This is a genomic window from Pseudomonas nunensis (assembly GCF_024296925.1).
In the GTDB taxonomy this organism is placed as follows: Bacteria; Pseudomonadota; Gammaproteobacteria; order Pseudomonadales; family Pseudomonadaceae; genus Aquipseudomonas; species Aquipseudomonas nunensis.
On record NZ_CP101125.1, the window covers coordinates 4,227,458 to 4,243,226 of the forward strand.

14 protein-coding genes are annotated in these 15,769 nt (G+C 59.9%); 11 read left to right on the forward strand and 3 right to left on the reverse strand.

The window, feature by feature from the left end; all coding sequences use genetic code 11:
* Window positions 1–185 precede the first annotated feature (185 nt).
* Both NK667_RS18380 and NK667_RS18385 read left to right on the forward strand, forming a co-directional pair.
* A complete protein-coding gene (locus NK667_RS18380) occupies window positions 186–1,544 on the forward strand; it encodes a nucleobase:cation symporter-2 family protein (protein WP_054615677.1) in 1,359 nt (452 codons plus the stop codon).
* Window positions 1,545–2,126: 582 nt separating this feature from the next.
* Window positions 2,127–2,912 (forward strand): outer membrane protein OmpK, encoded by a 786-nt coding sequence (locus NK667_RS18385; protein ID WP_054048722.1) that lies wholly within the window; start codon window positions 2,127–2,129, stop codon window positions 2,910–2,912.
* A gap of 191 nt (window positions 2,913–3,103) precedes the next feature.
* On the opposite strand, the gene NK667_RS18390 is transcribed toward NK667_RS18385, so the two are convergent.
* Both NK667_RS18390 and NK667_RS18395 read right to left on the reverse strand, forming a co-directional pair.
* Window positions 3,104–4,276 carry a patatin-like phospholipase family protein gene (locus NK667_RS18390; RefSeq protein WP_054049610.1) on the reverse strand — a complete coding sequence of 391 codons (1,173 nt, stop codon included), beginning with the start codon at window positions 4,274–4,276 and terminating at the stop codon, window positions 3,104–3,106.
* A gap of 35 nt (window positions 4,277–4,311) precedes the next feature.
* Window positions 4,312–5,244 carry a lipid A biosynthesis lauroyl acyltransferase gene (locus tag NK667_RS18395; RefSeq protein WP_054615678.1) on the reverse strand — a complete coding sequence of 311 codons (933 nt, stop codon included), beginning with the start codon at window positions 5,242–5,244 and terminating at the stop codon, window positions 4,312–4,314.
* 118 nt (window positions 5,245–5,362) lie between these two features.
* On the opposite strand from NK667_RS18395, the gene minC reads away from it, so the two are divergent.
* The 8 genes from minC to NK667_RS18435 all read left to right on the forward strand — a co-directional run bounded on the left by minC (window position 5,363) and on the right by NK667_RS18435 (window position 13,338).
* Entirely contained in the window at window positions 5,363–6,100 is a 738-nt protein-coding gene (minC, locus tag NK667_RS18400) for a septum site-determining protein MinC (RefSeq protein ID WP_054616295.1), read from the forward strand.
* A gap of 201 nt (window positions 6,101–6,301) precedes the next feature.
* Entirely contained in the window at window positions 6,302–7,114 is an 813-nt protein-coding gene (gene minD / locus NK667_RS18405; protein WP_054049606.1) for a septum site-determining protein MinD, read from the forward strand.
* Window positions 7,114–7,368, forward strand: coding sequence for a cell division topological specificity factor MinE (gene minE, locus NK667_RS18410; RefSeq protein WP_007898843.1), 255 nt, complete (start codon window positions 7,114–7,116; stop codon window positions 7,366–7,368). Before minD ends, minE begins: the two co-directional genes overlap by 1 nt.
* A 181-nt stretch (window positions 7,369–7,549) precedes the next feature.
* The gene (locus NK667_RS18415; protein ID WP_054615679.1) at window positions 7,550–8,185 is read left to right on the forward strand and encodes an RluA family pseudouridine synthase; all 636 of its coding nucleotides are present in this window, start codon (window positions 7,550–7,552) and stop codon (window positions 8,183–8,185) included.
* Between the two features lie 44 nt (window positions 8,186–8,229).
* On the forward strand, window positions 8,230–9,333 hold the full coding sequence (locus tag NK667_RS18420; RefSeq protein WP_054615680.1) for a hypothetical protein: 1,104 nt from the start codon (window positions 8,230–8,232) through the stop codon (window positions 9,331–9,333).
* 76 nt (window positions 9,334–9,409) lie between these two features.
* On the forward strand, window positions 9,410–10,699 hold the full coding sequence (locus NK667_RS18425; protein WP_054049601.1) for a M18 family aminopeptidase: 1,290 nt from the start codon (window positions 9,410–9,412) through the stop codon (window positions 10,697–10,699).
* A 222-nt stretch (window positions 10,700–10,921) separates the two neighbouring features.
* Entirely contained in the window at window positions 10,922–11,098 is a 177-nt protein-coding gene (locus tag NK667_RS18430; RefSeq protein ID WP_177331444.1) for a hypothetical protein, read from the forward strand.
* A 77-nt stretch (window positions 11,099–11,175) separates the two neighbouring features.
* Complete coding sequence (locus tag NK667_RS18435; protein WP_054615681.1) at window positions 11,176–13,338, forward strand: mechanosensitive ion channel family protein; 2,163 nt, start codon at window positions 11,176–11,178, stop codon at window positions 13,336–13,338.
* Window positions 13,339–13,470: 132 nt separating this feature from the next.
* Here the strand turns inward: NK667_RS18435 and NK667_RS18440 are convergent, their stop codons facing one another.
* A complete protein-coding gene (locus NK667_RS18440) occupies window positions 13,471–14,184 on the reverse strand; it encodes a UTRA domain-containing protein (protein WP_054615682.1) in 714 nt (237 codons plus the stop codon).
* Between the two features lie 360 nt (window positions 14,185–14,544).
* On the opposite strand from NK667_RS18440, the gene NK667_RS18445 reads away from it, so the two are divergent.
* Window positions 14,545–15,612 carry an ABC transporter substrate-binding protein gene (locus NK667_RS18445; protein WP_054049595.1) on the forward strand — a complete coding sequence of 356 codons (1,068 nt, stop codon included), beginning with the start codon at window positions 14,545–14,547 and terminating at the stop codon, window positions 15,610–15,612.
* The last annotated feature ends 157 nt before the right edge of the window (window positions 15,613–15,769 follow it).

Here is a 15,769-nt window from a genome sequence, read left to right on the forward strand (position 1 = left end):
CTTGCCCCCGTTCGAGCGCGAAGCGGTCGTAAAACCTGCGGATGCGGTCCTCCAGAAGGCACGCAATTGCTGAGTTTAGGGCTGCTTCGCGGCCCAACGGGGGCAAGCCCCCTCGCCACAGGCCCGCTCCCACAGGTTTGCCTGTTGCACAAAATCACAAGAATAAAAAAGATCCGAGGTGTTGCATGTCCGAGCTATCCGAAGCGCGCATCCCCGACGCACCCGCCATTCAGCGTTTGCCCCTTTTGCAACTGATCCTGGTCGGTCTGCAACATGTTCTGCTGATGTACGGTGGCGCCATCGCGGTGCCGCTGATCATCGGACAGGCCGCTGGCCTGAATCGTGAAGAAATCGCCTTCCTGATCAACGCCGACCTGCTCGTCGCCGGCATCGCCACCATCGTGCAATCCTTAGGGATAGGCCCGATGGGCATTCGCATGCCGGTGATGATGGGCGCGAGTTTCGCCGCGGTCGGCAGCATGGTGGCCATGGCTGGCATGCCCGGTATCGGCCTGCAGGGGATCTTCGGCGCGACCATCGCCGCCGGATTCTTCGGCATGCTGATCGCGCCGTTCATGTCCAAAGTCGTGCGCTTCTTTCCGCCATTGGTGACTGGCACGGTCATCACCTCGATCGGTTTATCGCTGTTCCCCGTCGCCGTGAACTGGGCTGGCGGCGGTGCGGGCGCGACGCAATTCGGCTCCCCGATCTACCTGGCCATCGCCGCGCTGGTGCTGGCGACCATTCTGTTGGTCCATCGCTTTATGCGCGGTTTCTGGGTCAATATTTCCGTGCTGATCGGCATGTGCCTGGGCTACGTCGTCTGCGGGCTGATCGGCATGGTCGACCTCAGCGGCATGGCGCAAGCGCCGTGGCTGCAGATCGTCACCCCGCTGCATTTCGGCATGCCGAAGTTTGAACTCGCGCCGATTCTTTCCATGTGCCTGGTGGTGGTGATCATCTTCGTCGAGTCCACTGGGATGTTCCTCGCCCTCGGCAAAATCACCGACCGCGAAGTCTGCCCACGCATGCTGCGTCGTGGCCTGCTGTGTGATGCCGCCGCCTCGTTCTTCGCCGGTTTTTTCAACACCTTCACCCACTCCTCCTTCGCGCAGAACATCGGCCTGGTGCAGATGACCGGCGTGCGCTGCCGCTCGGTGACCATCGTCGCCGGTGGCTTGCTGGTGGTGCTGAGCCTGCTGCCGAAAGCGGCGTTTTTGGTGGCGTCGATTCCGCCGGCGGTACTCGGTGGTGCGGCGATTGCGATGTTCGGCATGGTCGCCGCCACCGGCATCAAAATCCTGCAAGAAGCCGACATTGGTGACCGTCGCAATCAGTTGCTGGTGGCGGTGAGCATCGGCATGGGCCTGATCCCGGTGGTGCGTCCGGAGTTCTTCGCGCACCTGCCGATGTGGATGAGCCCGATCACCCACAGCGGCATCGCCATGGCGACGCTGAGTGCACTGGCGTTGAACCTGCTGTTCAACATTCTCGGTGGACGTGACCGCGCAGCCATCAACGACTGCCACGCCCACACGCACTAACTGGAAAAACACAAACCCCCTTGTGGGAGCGGGCTTGCTCGCGAAAGCGTCGGATCAGTCGACTCATGTGTTTCTGACACACCGCCTTCGCGAGCAAGCCCGCTCCCACACAGGGGTCTGCACTGCCTGCGCCTCAACAATAAAAACAAGAGGAAGCAACAGATGATTTCTACCCTCTCAAGCCTGTCGTTCAACGACGCCAGGCCCACTTCCGCCAACCGTGCCCCAAACCTGTCGTCGGTGCGCTGTTGCGGGGCACTTGAGACCTGGCCAAGGAGTCAGTATTCTCCGCGGCCGCCCGAATCTGGTCTAAAAAAAAGCCCGGATTTAATTCCTGACCAAAAAGCCAACTTATCCCGGCTCTGGCCAGTACCAAGGCACCCCCGAATCGCTCTCAATCGACTGTTTTCGAACAGCCGAACGGGAGTTTTTTTGCTTTTCGAAAGCCTTGGCTCAGCTCTTGCTAACAGCATCAAAGCTGACCGATTGGATGAATTTTTACAGCAGCAACAAAAGGCGCCACACCAGAGCGCCGACCTAAGAAAAAAAACGTGGAACCACCTACTTTTTGGGAGCAACCGAATGAAACGTACGTGCACCAGCCTGATGCTCGCGGGATCTTTGCTGGCCGGGGGCCAGGCAATGGCCGGCGACCTGCTGCAATGGCAAAACAACAGCCTGACCTACCTGTATGGCAAGGACTTCAAGGTCAACCCGCACATTCAGCAGACAGTCACCTTCGAGCACGCCGATGGCTGGAAGTACGGGGATAACTTCTTCTTCGTCGACAAGATCTTCTACAACGGCGACAAGGATTTCAACGTCGGCCCGAACACCTATTACGGTGAGTTCAGCCCACGTATTTCCCTGGGCAAAGTCCTCGACCAGAAGATCGAGTTCGGCCCGATCAAAGACGTCCTGCTGGCGATGACCTACGAGTTCGGTGAAGGCGATACCGAGTCTTACCTGATCGGCCCAGGCTTCGACCTGGCGATTCCAGGCTTCGACTACTTCCAGCTGAACTTCTACCAGCGTCACACCGAAGGCTCGCGCGCGGGTGACAACGTCTGGCAGATCACTCCAGTGTGGTCCTACACCATTCCAGTGGGCGACTCGAACATCCTGATCGACGGTTTCATGGACTGGGTGGTCGACAACGATTCGAACTCCCACGGCGACTACCACGCCAACCTGCACTTCAACCCACAGGTCAAATACGACTTGGGCAAGGCGCTGAATTTCGGCGAGAAGCAGTTGTACGTCGGTGTGGAATACGACTACTGGAAAGACAAGTACGGGATCGACGACACCCGTGCGTTCACCACCAATCAGAACACCACGAGCTTCCTGGTGAAGTTCCACTTCTGATGAGTTGAAGACAAGAGACCGCAAGCATCACCTGCCACGTGCGCATCCGGGGTGGGGGGTGGTTGCGGTCTTTTGTTTATGGGTGTCTGGAAGGGCGCCATCGCGAGCAAGCTCGCTCCCACAGTAGATCTTCGTCGCGCTGAAGATCCCCTGTGGGAGCGAGCTTGCTCGCGATGGCCGCACCGCTTATCTCACGCAGGAACCACAGGCTCCGCCAACCCAAGAAACCGACACAACTCATCCCGCTTGGCCAACGCATCTCGTCGCCCGAGATCAATCAACTCGCTGCAATACCCCGCCTCGAACAGCAGATAACTCAACACCCCCGCCCCACTCGTCTTGGTCGCCCCCGGTCCGCGCAGGAACAGGCGCAGCGCCGCCGGTAATTCCTGGCGATGTCGCGCGGCAATTTCGTCGATTGGCTGGCTCGGTGAAATCACCAACACTTCTACCGGCGCCACGCCCAACGCACGGGTCGGCGTACCGTCCGGCATCAAGTGGCTGAACTGGTTGAGTCGTTGCAGCAGCTCGATATCGCTTTCCAGGCTGTCAATGAACGTGCTGTTGAGCATGTGCCCGCCGATCTGCGCCAAGGTCGGCTGCTGGCCGGTGTAGGCCCGTTGCAGCGGTTGTTCCGGATCAACCCCGCGCGGGTTGCCGCTGACGCCCACCACCAGCACCCTGCTCGCGCCCAAGTGCAGCGCCGGGCTGATCGGTGCCGACTGACGCACCGCGCCATCGCCGAAAAATTCTTCGCCGATTTTCACCGGAGCGAACAACAGCGGAATCGCCGAACTGGCGAGCAAGTGGTCAACGGTCAATTGGGTCGGCACGCCGATCCGGCGATGGCGCAACCAGGCGTCGATGGTGCCGCCGCCCTGATAAAAAGTGACGGCCTGGCCGGACTCGTAGCCGAACGCAGTCACCGCAACCGCTTGCAACTGCTTCTGCGCGATGGCCTCGGCGATGCCGTGCATTTGCAGCTTGTCATTGAGCAGGTCACGCAGCGGCGAACTGTTGAGCAACGCCACCGGCACTTGCGCGCCGATGCCGAGCAAACTGTGGCTGACGAAGCGGCTGGCCTGATGGATCACCCCCGGCCAGTCGCTGCGCAGCACCAGATGACTGCGAAAGCCCTGCCAGAACGCGGTCAGGCGCTCGATGGCGCTGCGGAAGTCCAGCGCGCCACTGGCGAGGCTGACGGCGTTGATCGCCCCGGCCGAGGTGCCCACAATCACCGGAAACGGATTGTCCGCGCCCACCGGCAGCAATTCGGCGATCGCCGCCAGCACCCCCACCTGATACGCCGCCCGAGCCCCGCCGCCGGAAAGAATCAACCCTGTAACCGGTTCAGCTGGGCTCATCGCAACACTCCATGGTGCCTAAAGGGATCGCTGGTTCAACCGCGTTTTGCGTACAACTTGGGCTCGCCCGGTGGACGGCTCTTGAAGCGGCGATGGGCCCAGAGGTATTGCTCCGGACATTCGCGCAAGGCGCCTTCGACCCACTGGTTGATGCGAATGCAATCCGCCTCGTCGGTCTCGCCGGGGAAGTTATCCAGTGGCGCATGAATCACCAGCCGATAACCGCTGCCGTCCGCCAGTCGTTCCTGGGTGAACGGCACCACCAGCGCCTTGCCCAAACGGGCGAATTTGCTGGTAGCGGTGACTGTCGCAGCCTGAATCCCGAACAACGGCACGAAGATACTTTGCTTGGCGCCGTAGTCCTGATCCGGTGCGTACCAGATTGCCCGACCGGCACGCAGCAACTTGAGCATGCCGCGCACGTCGTCGCGTTCCACCGCCAGCGAATCGAGGTTGTGCCGCTCACGGCCGCGACGCTGGACAAAGTCGAACAACGGGTTTTTGTGTTCGCGGTACATGCCGTCAATCGTGTGCTGCTGCCCGAGCAGCGCCGCGCCGATTTCCAGGGTGGTGAAATGCAGGGCCATCAGAATCACGCCCTTGCCGTCGCGCTGGGCCCTTTTCAGATGCTCCAGGCCTTCGACATGCGCCAATTTGGCCAGGCGCTTGCGCGACCACCACCAACTCATGGCCATTTCGAAGAAAGCGATGCCGGTGGAGGCGAAGTTTTCCTTGAGCAGGCGCTTGCGCTCGGCAGCGGTTTTTTCAGGAAAACACAGTTCGAGATTGCGCTTGGCAATGCGCCGTCGGTCGCCGGCCACTCGATACATCAGCGAGCCCAGGACACGACCGATAAACAGCAATGCCGGATACGGCAACTGGACAATCAGCCACAACAGCCCCAGCCCGCACCACAGCGGCCAGAAACGCGGAGAAAGAAATGCTGTACGAAAACGCGGGCGATCCATTAAAGGTTCCGGAAAGACAATGGCCGCGCATTCTACATCGTTCGACCCGGCTTGCGGCTCGCGGGCGTTCTCGTTATAAGTCTCGGCACTTTTAGTGACAAGCCGTTGTATGCCGACCATGAGCCAAACCGAACCGCTAGACCAAGATCCCGTGTTCCAGTTGAAGGGCAGCATGCTCGCCATTACGGTGCTGGAGCTGGCCCGCAACGACCTCGAGACCCTCGATCGGCAATTGGCCGCCAAGGTCGCCCAGGCGCCGAATTTCTTCAGCAATGCGCCGCTGGTGCTGGCCCTGGACAAACTTCCGGCCAGTGAAGGCGCCGTTGATCTGCCGGGCCTGATGCGTGTTTGCCGTCAGCACGGCCTGCGCACCCTGGCGATCCGTGCCAGCCGCATCGAAGACATCGCCGCCGCCATCGCCGTCGACCTGCCGGTGCTGCCGCCGTCCGGCGCCCGTGAGCGTCCGCTGGACCCGAACGAAGGCGTGGTGGTGAAAAAACCGGAAAAACCACCGGAGCCAACCGTCAAACCGACGAAGATCATCACGTCGCCAGTACGTGGTGGCCAGCAGATCTATGCCCAGGGTGGCGATTTGGTAGTGATTTCCTCGGTCAGTCCGGGGGCGGAACTTCTCGCCGATGGGAACATCCATGTATACGGCCCGATGCGCGGTCGTGCACTGGCCGGGGTCAAAGGCGACTGGAAAGCCAGGATTTTCTGTCAGCAAATGAGCGCTGAACTGCTGTCCATCGCCGGCCATTACAAGGTTTCCGAGGACCTGCGACGCGATCCGTTGTGGGGCTCGGGCGTACAAGTCAGCCTGTCGGGCGACGTGTTGAACATCATTCGGCTTTAACGGATACTGCCGCATTTTCCAAGCATCTCTAAAACGTAGCGAAAACGGCTCAAACGAAGTAGGAAAAAGGCCGAAAGCAGTGTTTACCTCAGGTACGCGCCGCCCAGGACCGGATTCCAGCCAAGGCTGTCCGACTGCAGTAGTTTTTCAAGAGATGTTTTTCAGGGGCTAAAAGTCCTTTTTCCTTAGGGGTGAAACACCTTGGCCAAGATTCTCGTGGTTACATCCGGCAAGGGTGGTGTGGGTAAGACCACCACCAGCGCCGCTATCGGTACCGGCCTCGCACTGCGCGGTCACAAAACAGTTATCGTCGACTTCGACGTCGGTTTGCGTAACCTCGACCTGATCATGGGTTGCGAGCGCCGCGTGGTGTATGACTTCGTCAACGTGGTCAACGGCGAAGCCAACCTGCAACAAGCCCTGATCAAAGACAAGCGCCTGGAAAACCTCTACGTTCTGGCCGCCAGTCAGACTCGCGACAAAGACGCGCTGACCGTCGAAGGCGTGGAAAAAGTCCTGATGGCGTTGAAAGAAGATTTCGACTTCGTGGTCTGCGACTCCCCGGCCGGCATCGAGAAAGGTGCTCACCTGGCCATGTACTTCGCTGATGAAGCGATTATCGTGACCAACCCGGAAGTCTCCTCGGTACGTGACTCGGACCGCATGCTGGGCCTGCTGGCCAGCAAGTCGCGTCGCGCCGAACGCGGTGAAGACCCGATCAAGGAACACCTGCTGTTGACCCGCTACAACCCGCAACGCGTCAGCGACGGCGAAATGCTCGGCGTTGAAGACGTGAAAGAGATTCTGGCCGTGACCCTGCTGGGCGTCATTCCAGAGTCCCAGGCGGTGCTGAAAGCCTCCAACTCAGGCGTGCCTGTGATTCTCGACGACCAGAGCGATGCCGGTCAGGCATACGGCGATGCGGTCGACCGCCTCCTTGGCAAAGAAAAGGAACATCGTTTCCTCGATGTGACGAAGAAGGGCTTCTTCGAGCGCCTGTTTGGAGGTAAATAATGAATCTTTTTGACTTCTTTCGTGCCAGTAAAAAGGTTAGTACCGCGTCGGTAGCGAAAGAGCGTCTACAGATCATCGTGGCGCATGAACGCGGCCAGCGCAGTACCCCGGACTACCTGCCAGCCTTGCAGAAGGAACTGGTGGAAGTGATCCGCAAGTACGTCAATATCGGGTCCGATGACGTGCACGTCGCCCTGGAAAACCAGGGTAGCTGCTCGATTCTGGAACTCAATATCACCCTGCCAGATCGCTAGTCGATCCAGCGGGAGCCACGGCGGCTCAGGGCCCTTCGGGCCTTTGTAGGAGCTGCCGAAGGCTGCGATCTTTTGATCTTGTTCTTAAAAGCAAAATCAAAAGATCGCAGCCTTCGGCAGCTCCTACATTGGACATGTAGGGTTCTGAGCCGCCGTTGGCGTTTGTTACGAGGCTGTTTTAATGCCGTTGTCCAATGTCCACATCCTCCATCAAGACGATGCCGTCCTGGTGGTGAACAAACCGACCCTGTTGCTCTCCGTCCCTGGCCGGGCCGATGACAACAAGGACTGCCTGATTACCCGTCTGCAGGAAAACGGCTACCCGGAAGCGCGAATCGTCCATCGGCTGGACTGGGAAACCTCCGGCATCATCCTGTTGGCCCGTGACCCGGATACCCATCGCGAACTGTCTCGGCAATTTCACGACCGCGAAACCGAAAAGGCCTACACCGCCCTGTGCTGGGGTCAGCCGGAACTGGACAGCGGCAGCATCGACTTGCCCCTGCGCTACGATCCGCCGACCAAGCCACGCCATGTGGTGGACCACGAATTCGGCAAGAACGCCCTGACCTTCTGGCGCGTACTGGAACGTTGCGGCGACTGGTGCCGCGTGGAACTGACGCCGATCACCGGCCGCTCCCACCAGTTACGCGTGCACATGCTGTCCATCGGTCACCCGCTGCTGGGCGACGGGCTGTACGCCCACGAACAAGCCCTGGCGGCCTGGCCACGCCTGTGCCTGCACGCCAGCATGTTAAGTTTCACCCATCCTCAAACCGGCGAACGCTTGCGCTTCGAATGTCCGGCCCCGTTTTAAGCGCTGCCTGAGCAGTTGCCCGCTTTAAAAGGATCCCCATCCGGATGAGTTTTAGCGATTTTCTTGAAACACCCGTCAAAAAAACCCGTCACCAACTGCTTTACCTGATCTACGGCGATCAGGATGTTTACCGGCGCGAAGCCAAGTTCAGCATCCTGACCGCACTGTCCCATGTGAAAAATGCGAAATTCCCGCGCATCAGGATCCTCACGGATCGCCCTCAGGATTATGCCGGCTGGCCGGTTGAAACCGTGTTCCTGAGCCAGGACATCCTGACCCGCTGGCAAGGCGAAAACGGCTACCACCATCGGCGCAAGGCCTGCGCCATTGCCGCGGGCCTGACGCTCGCGGAAAAGACCCTGTTCGTCGATACCGACACGCTGTTCACCAGTGACCCGAACCGGGCCTTTCGCCAGATCAAGCCTGGCCAGTACCTGATGGATCGCTTCGAGTACGACTGGCAACACGTCTGCGAGCGCCCCGAATATCAGAAACTCGGTAAGTGCCTGGACGTTTACGGCGTCACCCCGGACAACGGCTTCAAGTTGTACAACAGCGGTTTGTGCGGCGTGACCCAGCGCGATGGCCCCCTCCTCGACGAATCCATCCGGTTGATCGACGAATGGACCCGGGACGGTTTCGATATCCACACCATCGAACAGATTGCTTTGTCGTTCGCCATGCACGGCAAACCCGTGGGGGAAGCGAAAAAGTACATTTATCACTACTTCGCGGAGAAGCGTTTCTTCCACGCGATGCTGGCTTATTTCTTCGATCGGCATGGCGAACAGTTCAACCTTGAGCTGATCGAACTGTGCCGCGATGTGCCACGAATCAAACCGTTTCCATCGTCCTGGCAACGGCTGAAAATCAAATGGAAGTTGCGCAACCAGAGTGGCGCCCTGCGCAAGGTCGGTCGCGACCTGTTGTATGGCAGCGCCGCACCCGAGGGCCCGTACTATTCGGCCTGTCGCCATGAATGGTGGGAATGCGCCACACGGGAGATTCTGCGTTGGGACCAGAGCCGTCAGAAAAAGCTGCTGAGCACCCGCAGTCTCTGGCCGGAGCAACTGCCCAAACCGGAAAAACCCGAAGACGAACGGGTGATCATGCAATACCTGAAAAAACGCGTCGCGGCCGCCGGTTGATACCGGCGGCACATGTCGTGCCCAAAGCCCCAGGCCAATACGTTAAACTGCCGCCCATTGCTGTCTGGAGTTTCTTATGCGCGAAGAGTTGAACCAAGGCCTGATCGACTTCCTCAAGGCCTCCCCTACCCCGTTTCATGCCACTGCCAGCCTTGTTCAGCGCCTGGAAGCGGCGGGTTTTTCGCGTCTCGACGAGCGCGAGCCGTGGACCATTGAAAACAGCGGTCGTTACTACGTCACCCGTAACGACTCATCGATTGTCGCGTTCAAGATGGGCCGTCATTCGCCCCTGCACGGCGGCATCCGCCTGGTCGGTGCCCACACTGACAGCCCGTGCCTGAGGGTCAAGCCGCAACCGGAACTGCAACGCCAGGGTTTCTGGCAACTGGGCGTTGAAGTCTATGGCGGTGCGTTGCTGGCGCCGTGGTTCGACCGCGACTTGTCCCTCGCTGGCCGCGTGACCTTCCGCCGCGACGGCAAGGTCGAGAGCCAATTGATCGACTTCAAGGCCCCGATCGCCACCATCCCCAATCTGGCGATTCACCTCAACCGCGAAGCCAACATGGGTTGGGCGATCAATGCCCAGACCGAATTGCCGCCGATCCTCGCGCAATTTGCCGGTGACGAGCGCGTGGATTTCCGCGCCGTGCTCACCGACCAGCTCGCCCGCGAACACGGCCTCAACGCCGACGTGGTGCTCGACTACGAGTTGAGCTTCTACGACACCCAAAGCGCGGCGGTCATCGGCTTGCATGGCGACTTTATCGCCGGCGCACGCCTGGACAACCTGCTGTCGTGCTACGCCGGTCTGCAAGCGTTGCTGACCACCGAAACCGACGAAACCTGCGTGTTCGTGGCCAACGATCACGAAGAAGTCGGTTCCTGCTCAGCGTGCGGTGCTGACGGCCCGATGCTTGAGCAGACGTTGCGTCGTGTGCTGCCTGAAGGTGATGAATTCGTACGCACCATTCAGAAATCCCTGCTGGTCTCGGCGGACAACGCCCACGGCGTGCACCCGAACTACGCGGAAAAGCACGACGCCAACCACGGCCCGAAACTCAACGCCGGCCCGGTGATCAAGGTCAACAGCAACCAGCGCTACGCCACCAACAGCGAAACCGCCGGGTTCTTCCGCCATCTGTGCATGGCCGAAGAAGTCCCGGTGCAGAGCTTTGTGGTGCGCAGCGACATGGGCTGTGGCTCGACCATCGGCCCGATCACCGCCAGTCACCTGGGCGTGCGCACCGTGGACATCGGCCTGCCGACCTTCGCCATGCACTCGATCCGCGAACTGTGCGGCAGCCACGACCTGGCACACCTGGTCAAAGTGCTGAGCGCGTTCTACGCCTGCCTCGAGTTGCCGTAACCGCTTTAGGGGCTGGGTAGGACTGGTGGGAGCTGGTAGGAGCTGTCGAGTGAAACGAGGCTGCGATCTTTTGATCTTGATTTTTTAAAAGCTAAAGTCAAAAGATCGCAGCCTCGTTTCACTCGACAGCTCCTACACAGCTCCTACACAGCCCCTACAAGCTCCTACAAGTTCATACCATCTCCTACAATTTGATTATCCATTCCGACAAGGCAGTCACCCATGATCTCGATGTCTTCGTTCCACGCCATGCTGATCCCCATTCTCACCGGGATGATCATGCTGGCCATCGGCTTTAACTTCCGTGACAAGAATGCCGGCGTCTTCGCCATGTGGCTCGGCATGCTGTTGATCCTCGCCACGGTTGTTTACAAGATCCTGGCCAAACTCAACGAATAAATCCGCGCGCCCGCTCGCATTGATTTTGACGGGCTCGTACACTCGGCCGATCCGCTCTTCCCGAGGTTGACCGCCTAGTGTTCGCTCGTCTTTTCGCCCTGCCGTATTTCCTCCTAGTCTGCCTCATGACGCTGCTGCCGATGGCGCCTGCCCAGGCGGTCAGTCTGCCGGGGCTGCTCAACAACTCGGCGAAAACCCAGCCCGAAGCCCAGGAACCCCTGGGGCAATCCCTCGACGAAGTCATCAAGTCCCTGGAAAACGACCAGCAACGCAGCAAATTGCTGGCCGATCTGAAGAAACTGCGCGACGTCACCAAAAAGGCCCAACCGGCCACCGAAGAAGGCGTACTCGGCTTGATCGGCGGCACCCTGGCCAGTTTCGAAAAGCAGTTTTCCGGGGCTGACAGCCCAATTACGCGCTGGTCCGACGAGTTCGATCTGGCCAAGGAAGAACTGTCAGCACTGATGCTGCCAGCCAACGAATGGCTGCCGATCATCTTTGCCTTCGCCATGATCCTGATGGTCTGGAGCCTGCTCGCCGCCGCGCTGATCTGGGTCAGCCATCGGGTGCGCATGCGCTTCGGCCTGACCGAAGAACTGCCGCAACACCCCAAGGCCCTCGACATGCTGCGCTTCGCCTTGCGCAAGCTCGGGCCGTGGCTGATTGCGCTGGTGATGACGGTCTACATGACCTACGCGCTGCCCTCGTCCCTGGGCAAAAGCCTGGCGATGGTGCTGGCTTATGCGCTGGTGGTCGGCACCTGTTTCTCGGCAATCTGCGTAATTGCGTTCTCTGTGCTCGACGGGCCGCACCGCCATCGCGCCTTGTACATCCTGCGCCACCAGGCCTTCCGGCCGCTGTGGCTGATCGGCAGTTTCGCCGCGTTCGGTGAAGCCCTGAGCGATCCGCGCCTGGTGACCAGCCTCGGCAGCCACCTCGCGCACACCGCCGCGACCATCGCCAATGTGCTGGCGGCGCTGTCCACCGGGTTGTTCATCCTGCGTTTCCGCCGGCCGATCGCGCACTTGATCCGCAACCAGCCCTTGTCCCGGCGCCTGACCCGCCGCGCCTTGAGCGACACCATCGATATCCTCGGGACCTACTGGTACGTGCCGGCGCTGCTGCTGGTGTGTATTTCGCTGTTCGCTACATTCATTTCGGCGGGCGACACCAGCACCGCGTTGCGCCAGTCGCTGATCTGCACCGTGCTTTTGGTGTTGTGCATGGTCATCAACGGATTGGTGCGCCGCCACTCGCTCAAACCGCAGCGCGGGGTGAAGCGCCACGCGTTGTATTCCGATCGCCTGAAAAGCTTCTGCTACACCCTCGCCCATCTGTTTGTGTGGCTGGTATTCATCGAGCTCGGCCTGCGGGTCTGGGGCATGTCGCTGATTGCCTTCACCGAAGGCGAAGGGCATGAAGTCAGCGTCAAGTTGTTCAGCCTCGCCGGCACGCTGATTTTCGCCTGGCTGATCTGGATCCTCAGCGACACCGCCGTGCACCACGCCCTCACCCGCTCACGCAAAGGCCTGGCGAATGCCCGGGCGCAGACGATGATGCCGCTGATCCGCAACGTGCTGTTCGTGGCGATTTTCATCATTGCGCTGATCGTCGCACTGGCGAACATGGGCATGAACGTCACGCCACTGCTGGCGGGTGCCGGTGTGATCGGTCTGGCCATCGGTTTCGGTGCGCAGTCGCTGGTTGCCGACTTGATCACTGGCCTGTTCATCATCATCGAAGACTCCTTGGCCATCGACGACTACGTGGACGTCGGCGGCCACCTCGGCACCGTCGAAGGCCTGACCATCCGCACCGTGCGCCTGCGGGACATCGACGGCATCGTCCACACCATCCCGTTCAGCGAAATCAAAAGCATCAAGAACTACTCCCGGGAATTCGGCTACGCGATCTTCCGGGTGGCGGTGCCCTACAACATGGAAATCGACGACGCGATCAAGTTGATGCGCGAAGTCGGCCAGAAGATGCGTACCGACCCGCTGCAACGGCGCAACATCTGGTCACCGCTGGAGATTCAGGGTGTGGAGAGTTTCGAGTCTGGCAGCGCGATCCTGCGCGCCCGGTTCAAGACCGCGCCGATCAAGCAGTGGGAAGTGTCGCGGGCGTTCAACTTGTCGCTGAAGCGGCATCTGGATGAGGCGGGGTTGGATCTGGCGACGCCTAGGATGAGTATTCAGGTGGTGACGGCCGGCGGTGGCCCTCAGAAAGAACAGGAGTGACTGGGCGGGCCTCTTCGCGAGCAAGCCCGCTCCCACATTTTTGACCGCATTCCCATGGGAGTACTCGGTCACCTGTGGGAGCGGGCTTGCTCGCGAAGGAGTCGACACGGTCCCGCAGCCAATCCACCCAAGTCAAACCACATCCACCCCCACATGAATCGCATCATGCCGCCAAAACTCCAGATCACAATCGATCAACCGCTCATGCTGATCGTAGTTAACCCGGGCAATCCGCAACCCCGGGCTGCCCACCGACACCCGTAAAGCCGCCGCCGCATCCACCGACAACGACGTCGGCACGATCTCGAAGCGCACCCGCCCGTAGTGCAAATCGTAGTGCCGTGCATACAGCTCAGTAATCGACTGATTCAAATCAAAGTCCAGAATCCCCGGGAAAAACTGCGGGTTCAGGTAGTGCTCCACGTACAACACCAGTCGTCCATCGATGCGCCGGGCCCGGCATATCTGGATCACGCTCGACAACGCCGGCAACTGCAACCACTCACACACCGCCGCCGACGCCGGTTGCAGGCGCGCGGAAATCACTTCGGTGGACGGCACACGGCCCTGGGCACTGACCATCGCGTGGAAGTGGCTGCGCTGCATCAAGTTGTAGGCCAGGCGCGGCGGCGAGACGAACCAGCCACGGCGCTCCTCGCGATAAATCTGGCCCTGTGCTTCCAACTGCAACAGCGCCTCACGCACGGTAATCCGCGTGGTACCGAACAACTCACTGAGCTTGCGCTCGGCCGGCAACTTGCTGCCCGCCGCCAACAAGCCGTGGTCGAGCTGCTCTTGCAGCACCTGGCCAATCGCTGTCACCGCTTTTGTTGCCTCGTCGCGCATCAACGTTACCTATCTGGACTAGACCAGCACTGTTTCGGGGCAGAACCGCACGGTAAAACCCGCTTATCCAACATTCTGCAAGCCTAGGCAGTGCAGATGACTGAGAGATGACAGCTGCCAAACGGTCATCCCGAATCTGCCTGCAAACCTTGCAATACATCGGCCAAGTCCCTTGCCCTGCGGGCGTTTAACCATGGTCTACGCTTACCGGGCACCCGCCAATTCCGGGCAAATAAAAGTCCTGTTCGGCGACGATCGACATGAAAGTGTCATGCAGCCCCCTTAAATTGGCTCAGGTATTGCTGACCTAGACCAACACAACCGCAATCGCAGCGTTGAAAACGCCCAAAGGAGCTTCGGATGAAACAGCTTTTCCTGGCATCACTGTTAGGCTCGACCATTGCCATGTGCACCGCCGCCATGGCTGCTGATACGGATTTGAAAACCCTCGAAGCCGCTGCGAAAGCGGAAGGCGCCGTCAACAGCGTCGGCATGCCCGATGACTGGGCCAACTGGAAAGGCACCTGGGATGACCTGGCCAAGAACTACGGCCTGAAACACATCGACACCGACATGAGCTCGGCCCAGGAAATCGCCAAGTTCGCCGCTGAAAAAGACAACGCCAGTGCCGACATCGGCGACGTCGGTGCCGCCTTCGGCCCGATCGCGGTCAAGCAAGGCGTGGTGCAACCGTACAAGCCAAGCACCTGGGCACAGGTCCCGGACTGGGCCAAGGACAAGGACGGCAACTGGGCGTTGGCCTACACCGGCACCATCGCATTTATCGTCAACAAGAAGCTGCTGCACGGTTCCGAAGCACCAACCAAATGGGCTGACCTCAAGACCGGCAAATACAAAGTCTCCATCGGTGACGTGAGCACCGCCGCCCAGGCCGCCAACGGTGTACTGGCTGCAGCGCTGGCCAATGGTGGCGACGAGAAGAACCTGCAACCTGCCCTGCTGCTGTTCGCAGACATCGCCAAGCAAGGTCGTCTGTCGATGGCCAACCCGACCATCGCCACCATGGAAAAAGGCGAGATCGAAGTCGGCGTGGTCTGGGACTTCAACGGCCTGAGCTACAAAGCCAAGATGGCCAACCCGGATGACTACATCGTGCTGATCCCGTCCGACGGCTCGGTGATTTCCGGCTACACCACCATCATCAACAAATACGCGAAGAACCCGAACGCCGCCAAGCTGACCCGCGAATACATCTTCAGTGACGCCGGCCAGATCAACCTGGCGCGCGGCAACGCTCGTCCGATCCGCGCCGAACACCTGCAACTGCCGGCCGAAGTCAAAGCCAAGCTGCTGCCGAACGAGCAGTACAAAGGCGTGACCCCGATCAAGGACGCGGATGCGTGGGAGAAAACCTCCAAAGCCCTGCCGCAGAAGTGGAACGAAGAAGTCATCGTCGAAATGAAATGATGCGGTAGCCCGTCAATTGACGGGCTAATGGAGATCCCTGTGGGAGCGGGCTTGCTCGCGAAGACGGTGTGTCAGTCAACACATGTGTTGGATGTGAAACCGCCTTCGCGAGCAAGCCCGCTCCCACATTGGACCGAGTGAAATCCGGGTTTTCGAA

Coding starts and splice junctions, on each gene's coding strand:
- NK667_RS18390 (WP_054049610.1), bottom strand. CDS start 4,276: ATGAGCCCAGCTGAACCGGTTACAGGGTTGATTCTTTCCGGCGGCGGG.
- minE (WP_007898843.1), top strand. CDS start 7,114: ATGAATCTTTTTGACTTCTTTCGTGCCAGTAAAAAGGTTAGTACCGCG.
- NK667_RS18425 (WP_054049601.1), top strand. CDS start 9,410: ATGCGCGAAGAGTTGAACCAAGGCCTGATCGACTTCCTCAAGGCCTCC.
- NK667_RS18445 (WP_054049595.1), top strand. CDS start 14,545: ATGAAACAGCTTTTCCTGGCATCACTGTTAGGCTCGACCATTGCCATG.
- NK667_RS18420 (WP_054615680.1), top strand. CDS start 8,230: ATGAGTTTTAGCGATTTTCTTGAAACACCCGTCAAAAAAACCCGTCAC.
- minC (WP_054616295.1), top strand. CDS start 5,363: ATGAGCCAAACCGAACCGCTAGACCAAGATCCCGTGTTCCAGTTGAAG.
- NK667_RS18380 (WP_054615677.1), top strand. CDS start 186: ATGTCCGAGCTATCCGAAGCGCGCATCCCCGACGCACCCGCCATTCAG.
- NK667_RS18385 (WP_054048722.1), top strand. CDS start 2,127: ATGAAACGTACGTGCACCAGCCTGATGCTCGCGGGATCTTTGCTGGCC.
- NK667_RS18430 (WP_177331444.1), top strand. CDS start 10,922: ATGATCTCGATGTCTTCGTTCCACGCCATGCTGATCCCCATTCTCACC.
- NK667_RS18415 (WP_054615679.1), top strand. CDS start 7,550: ATGCCGTTGTCCAATGTCCACATCCTCCATCAAGACGATGCCGTCCTG.
- NK667_RS18395 (WP_054615678.1), bottom strand. CDS start 5,244: ATGGATCGCCCGCGTTTTCGTACAGCATTTCTTTCTCCGCGTTTCTGG.
- NK667_RS18440 (WP_054615682.1), bottom strand. CDS start 14,184: ATGCGCGACGAGGCAACAAAAGCGGTGACAGCGATTGGCCAGGTGCTG.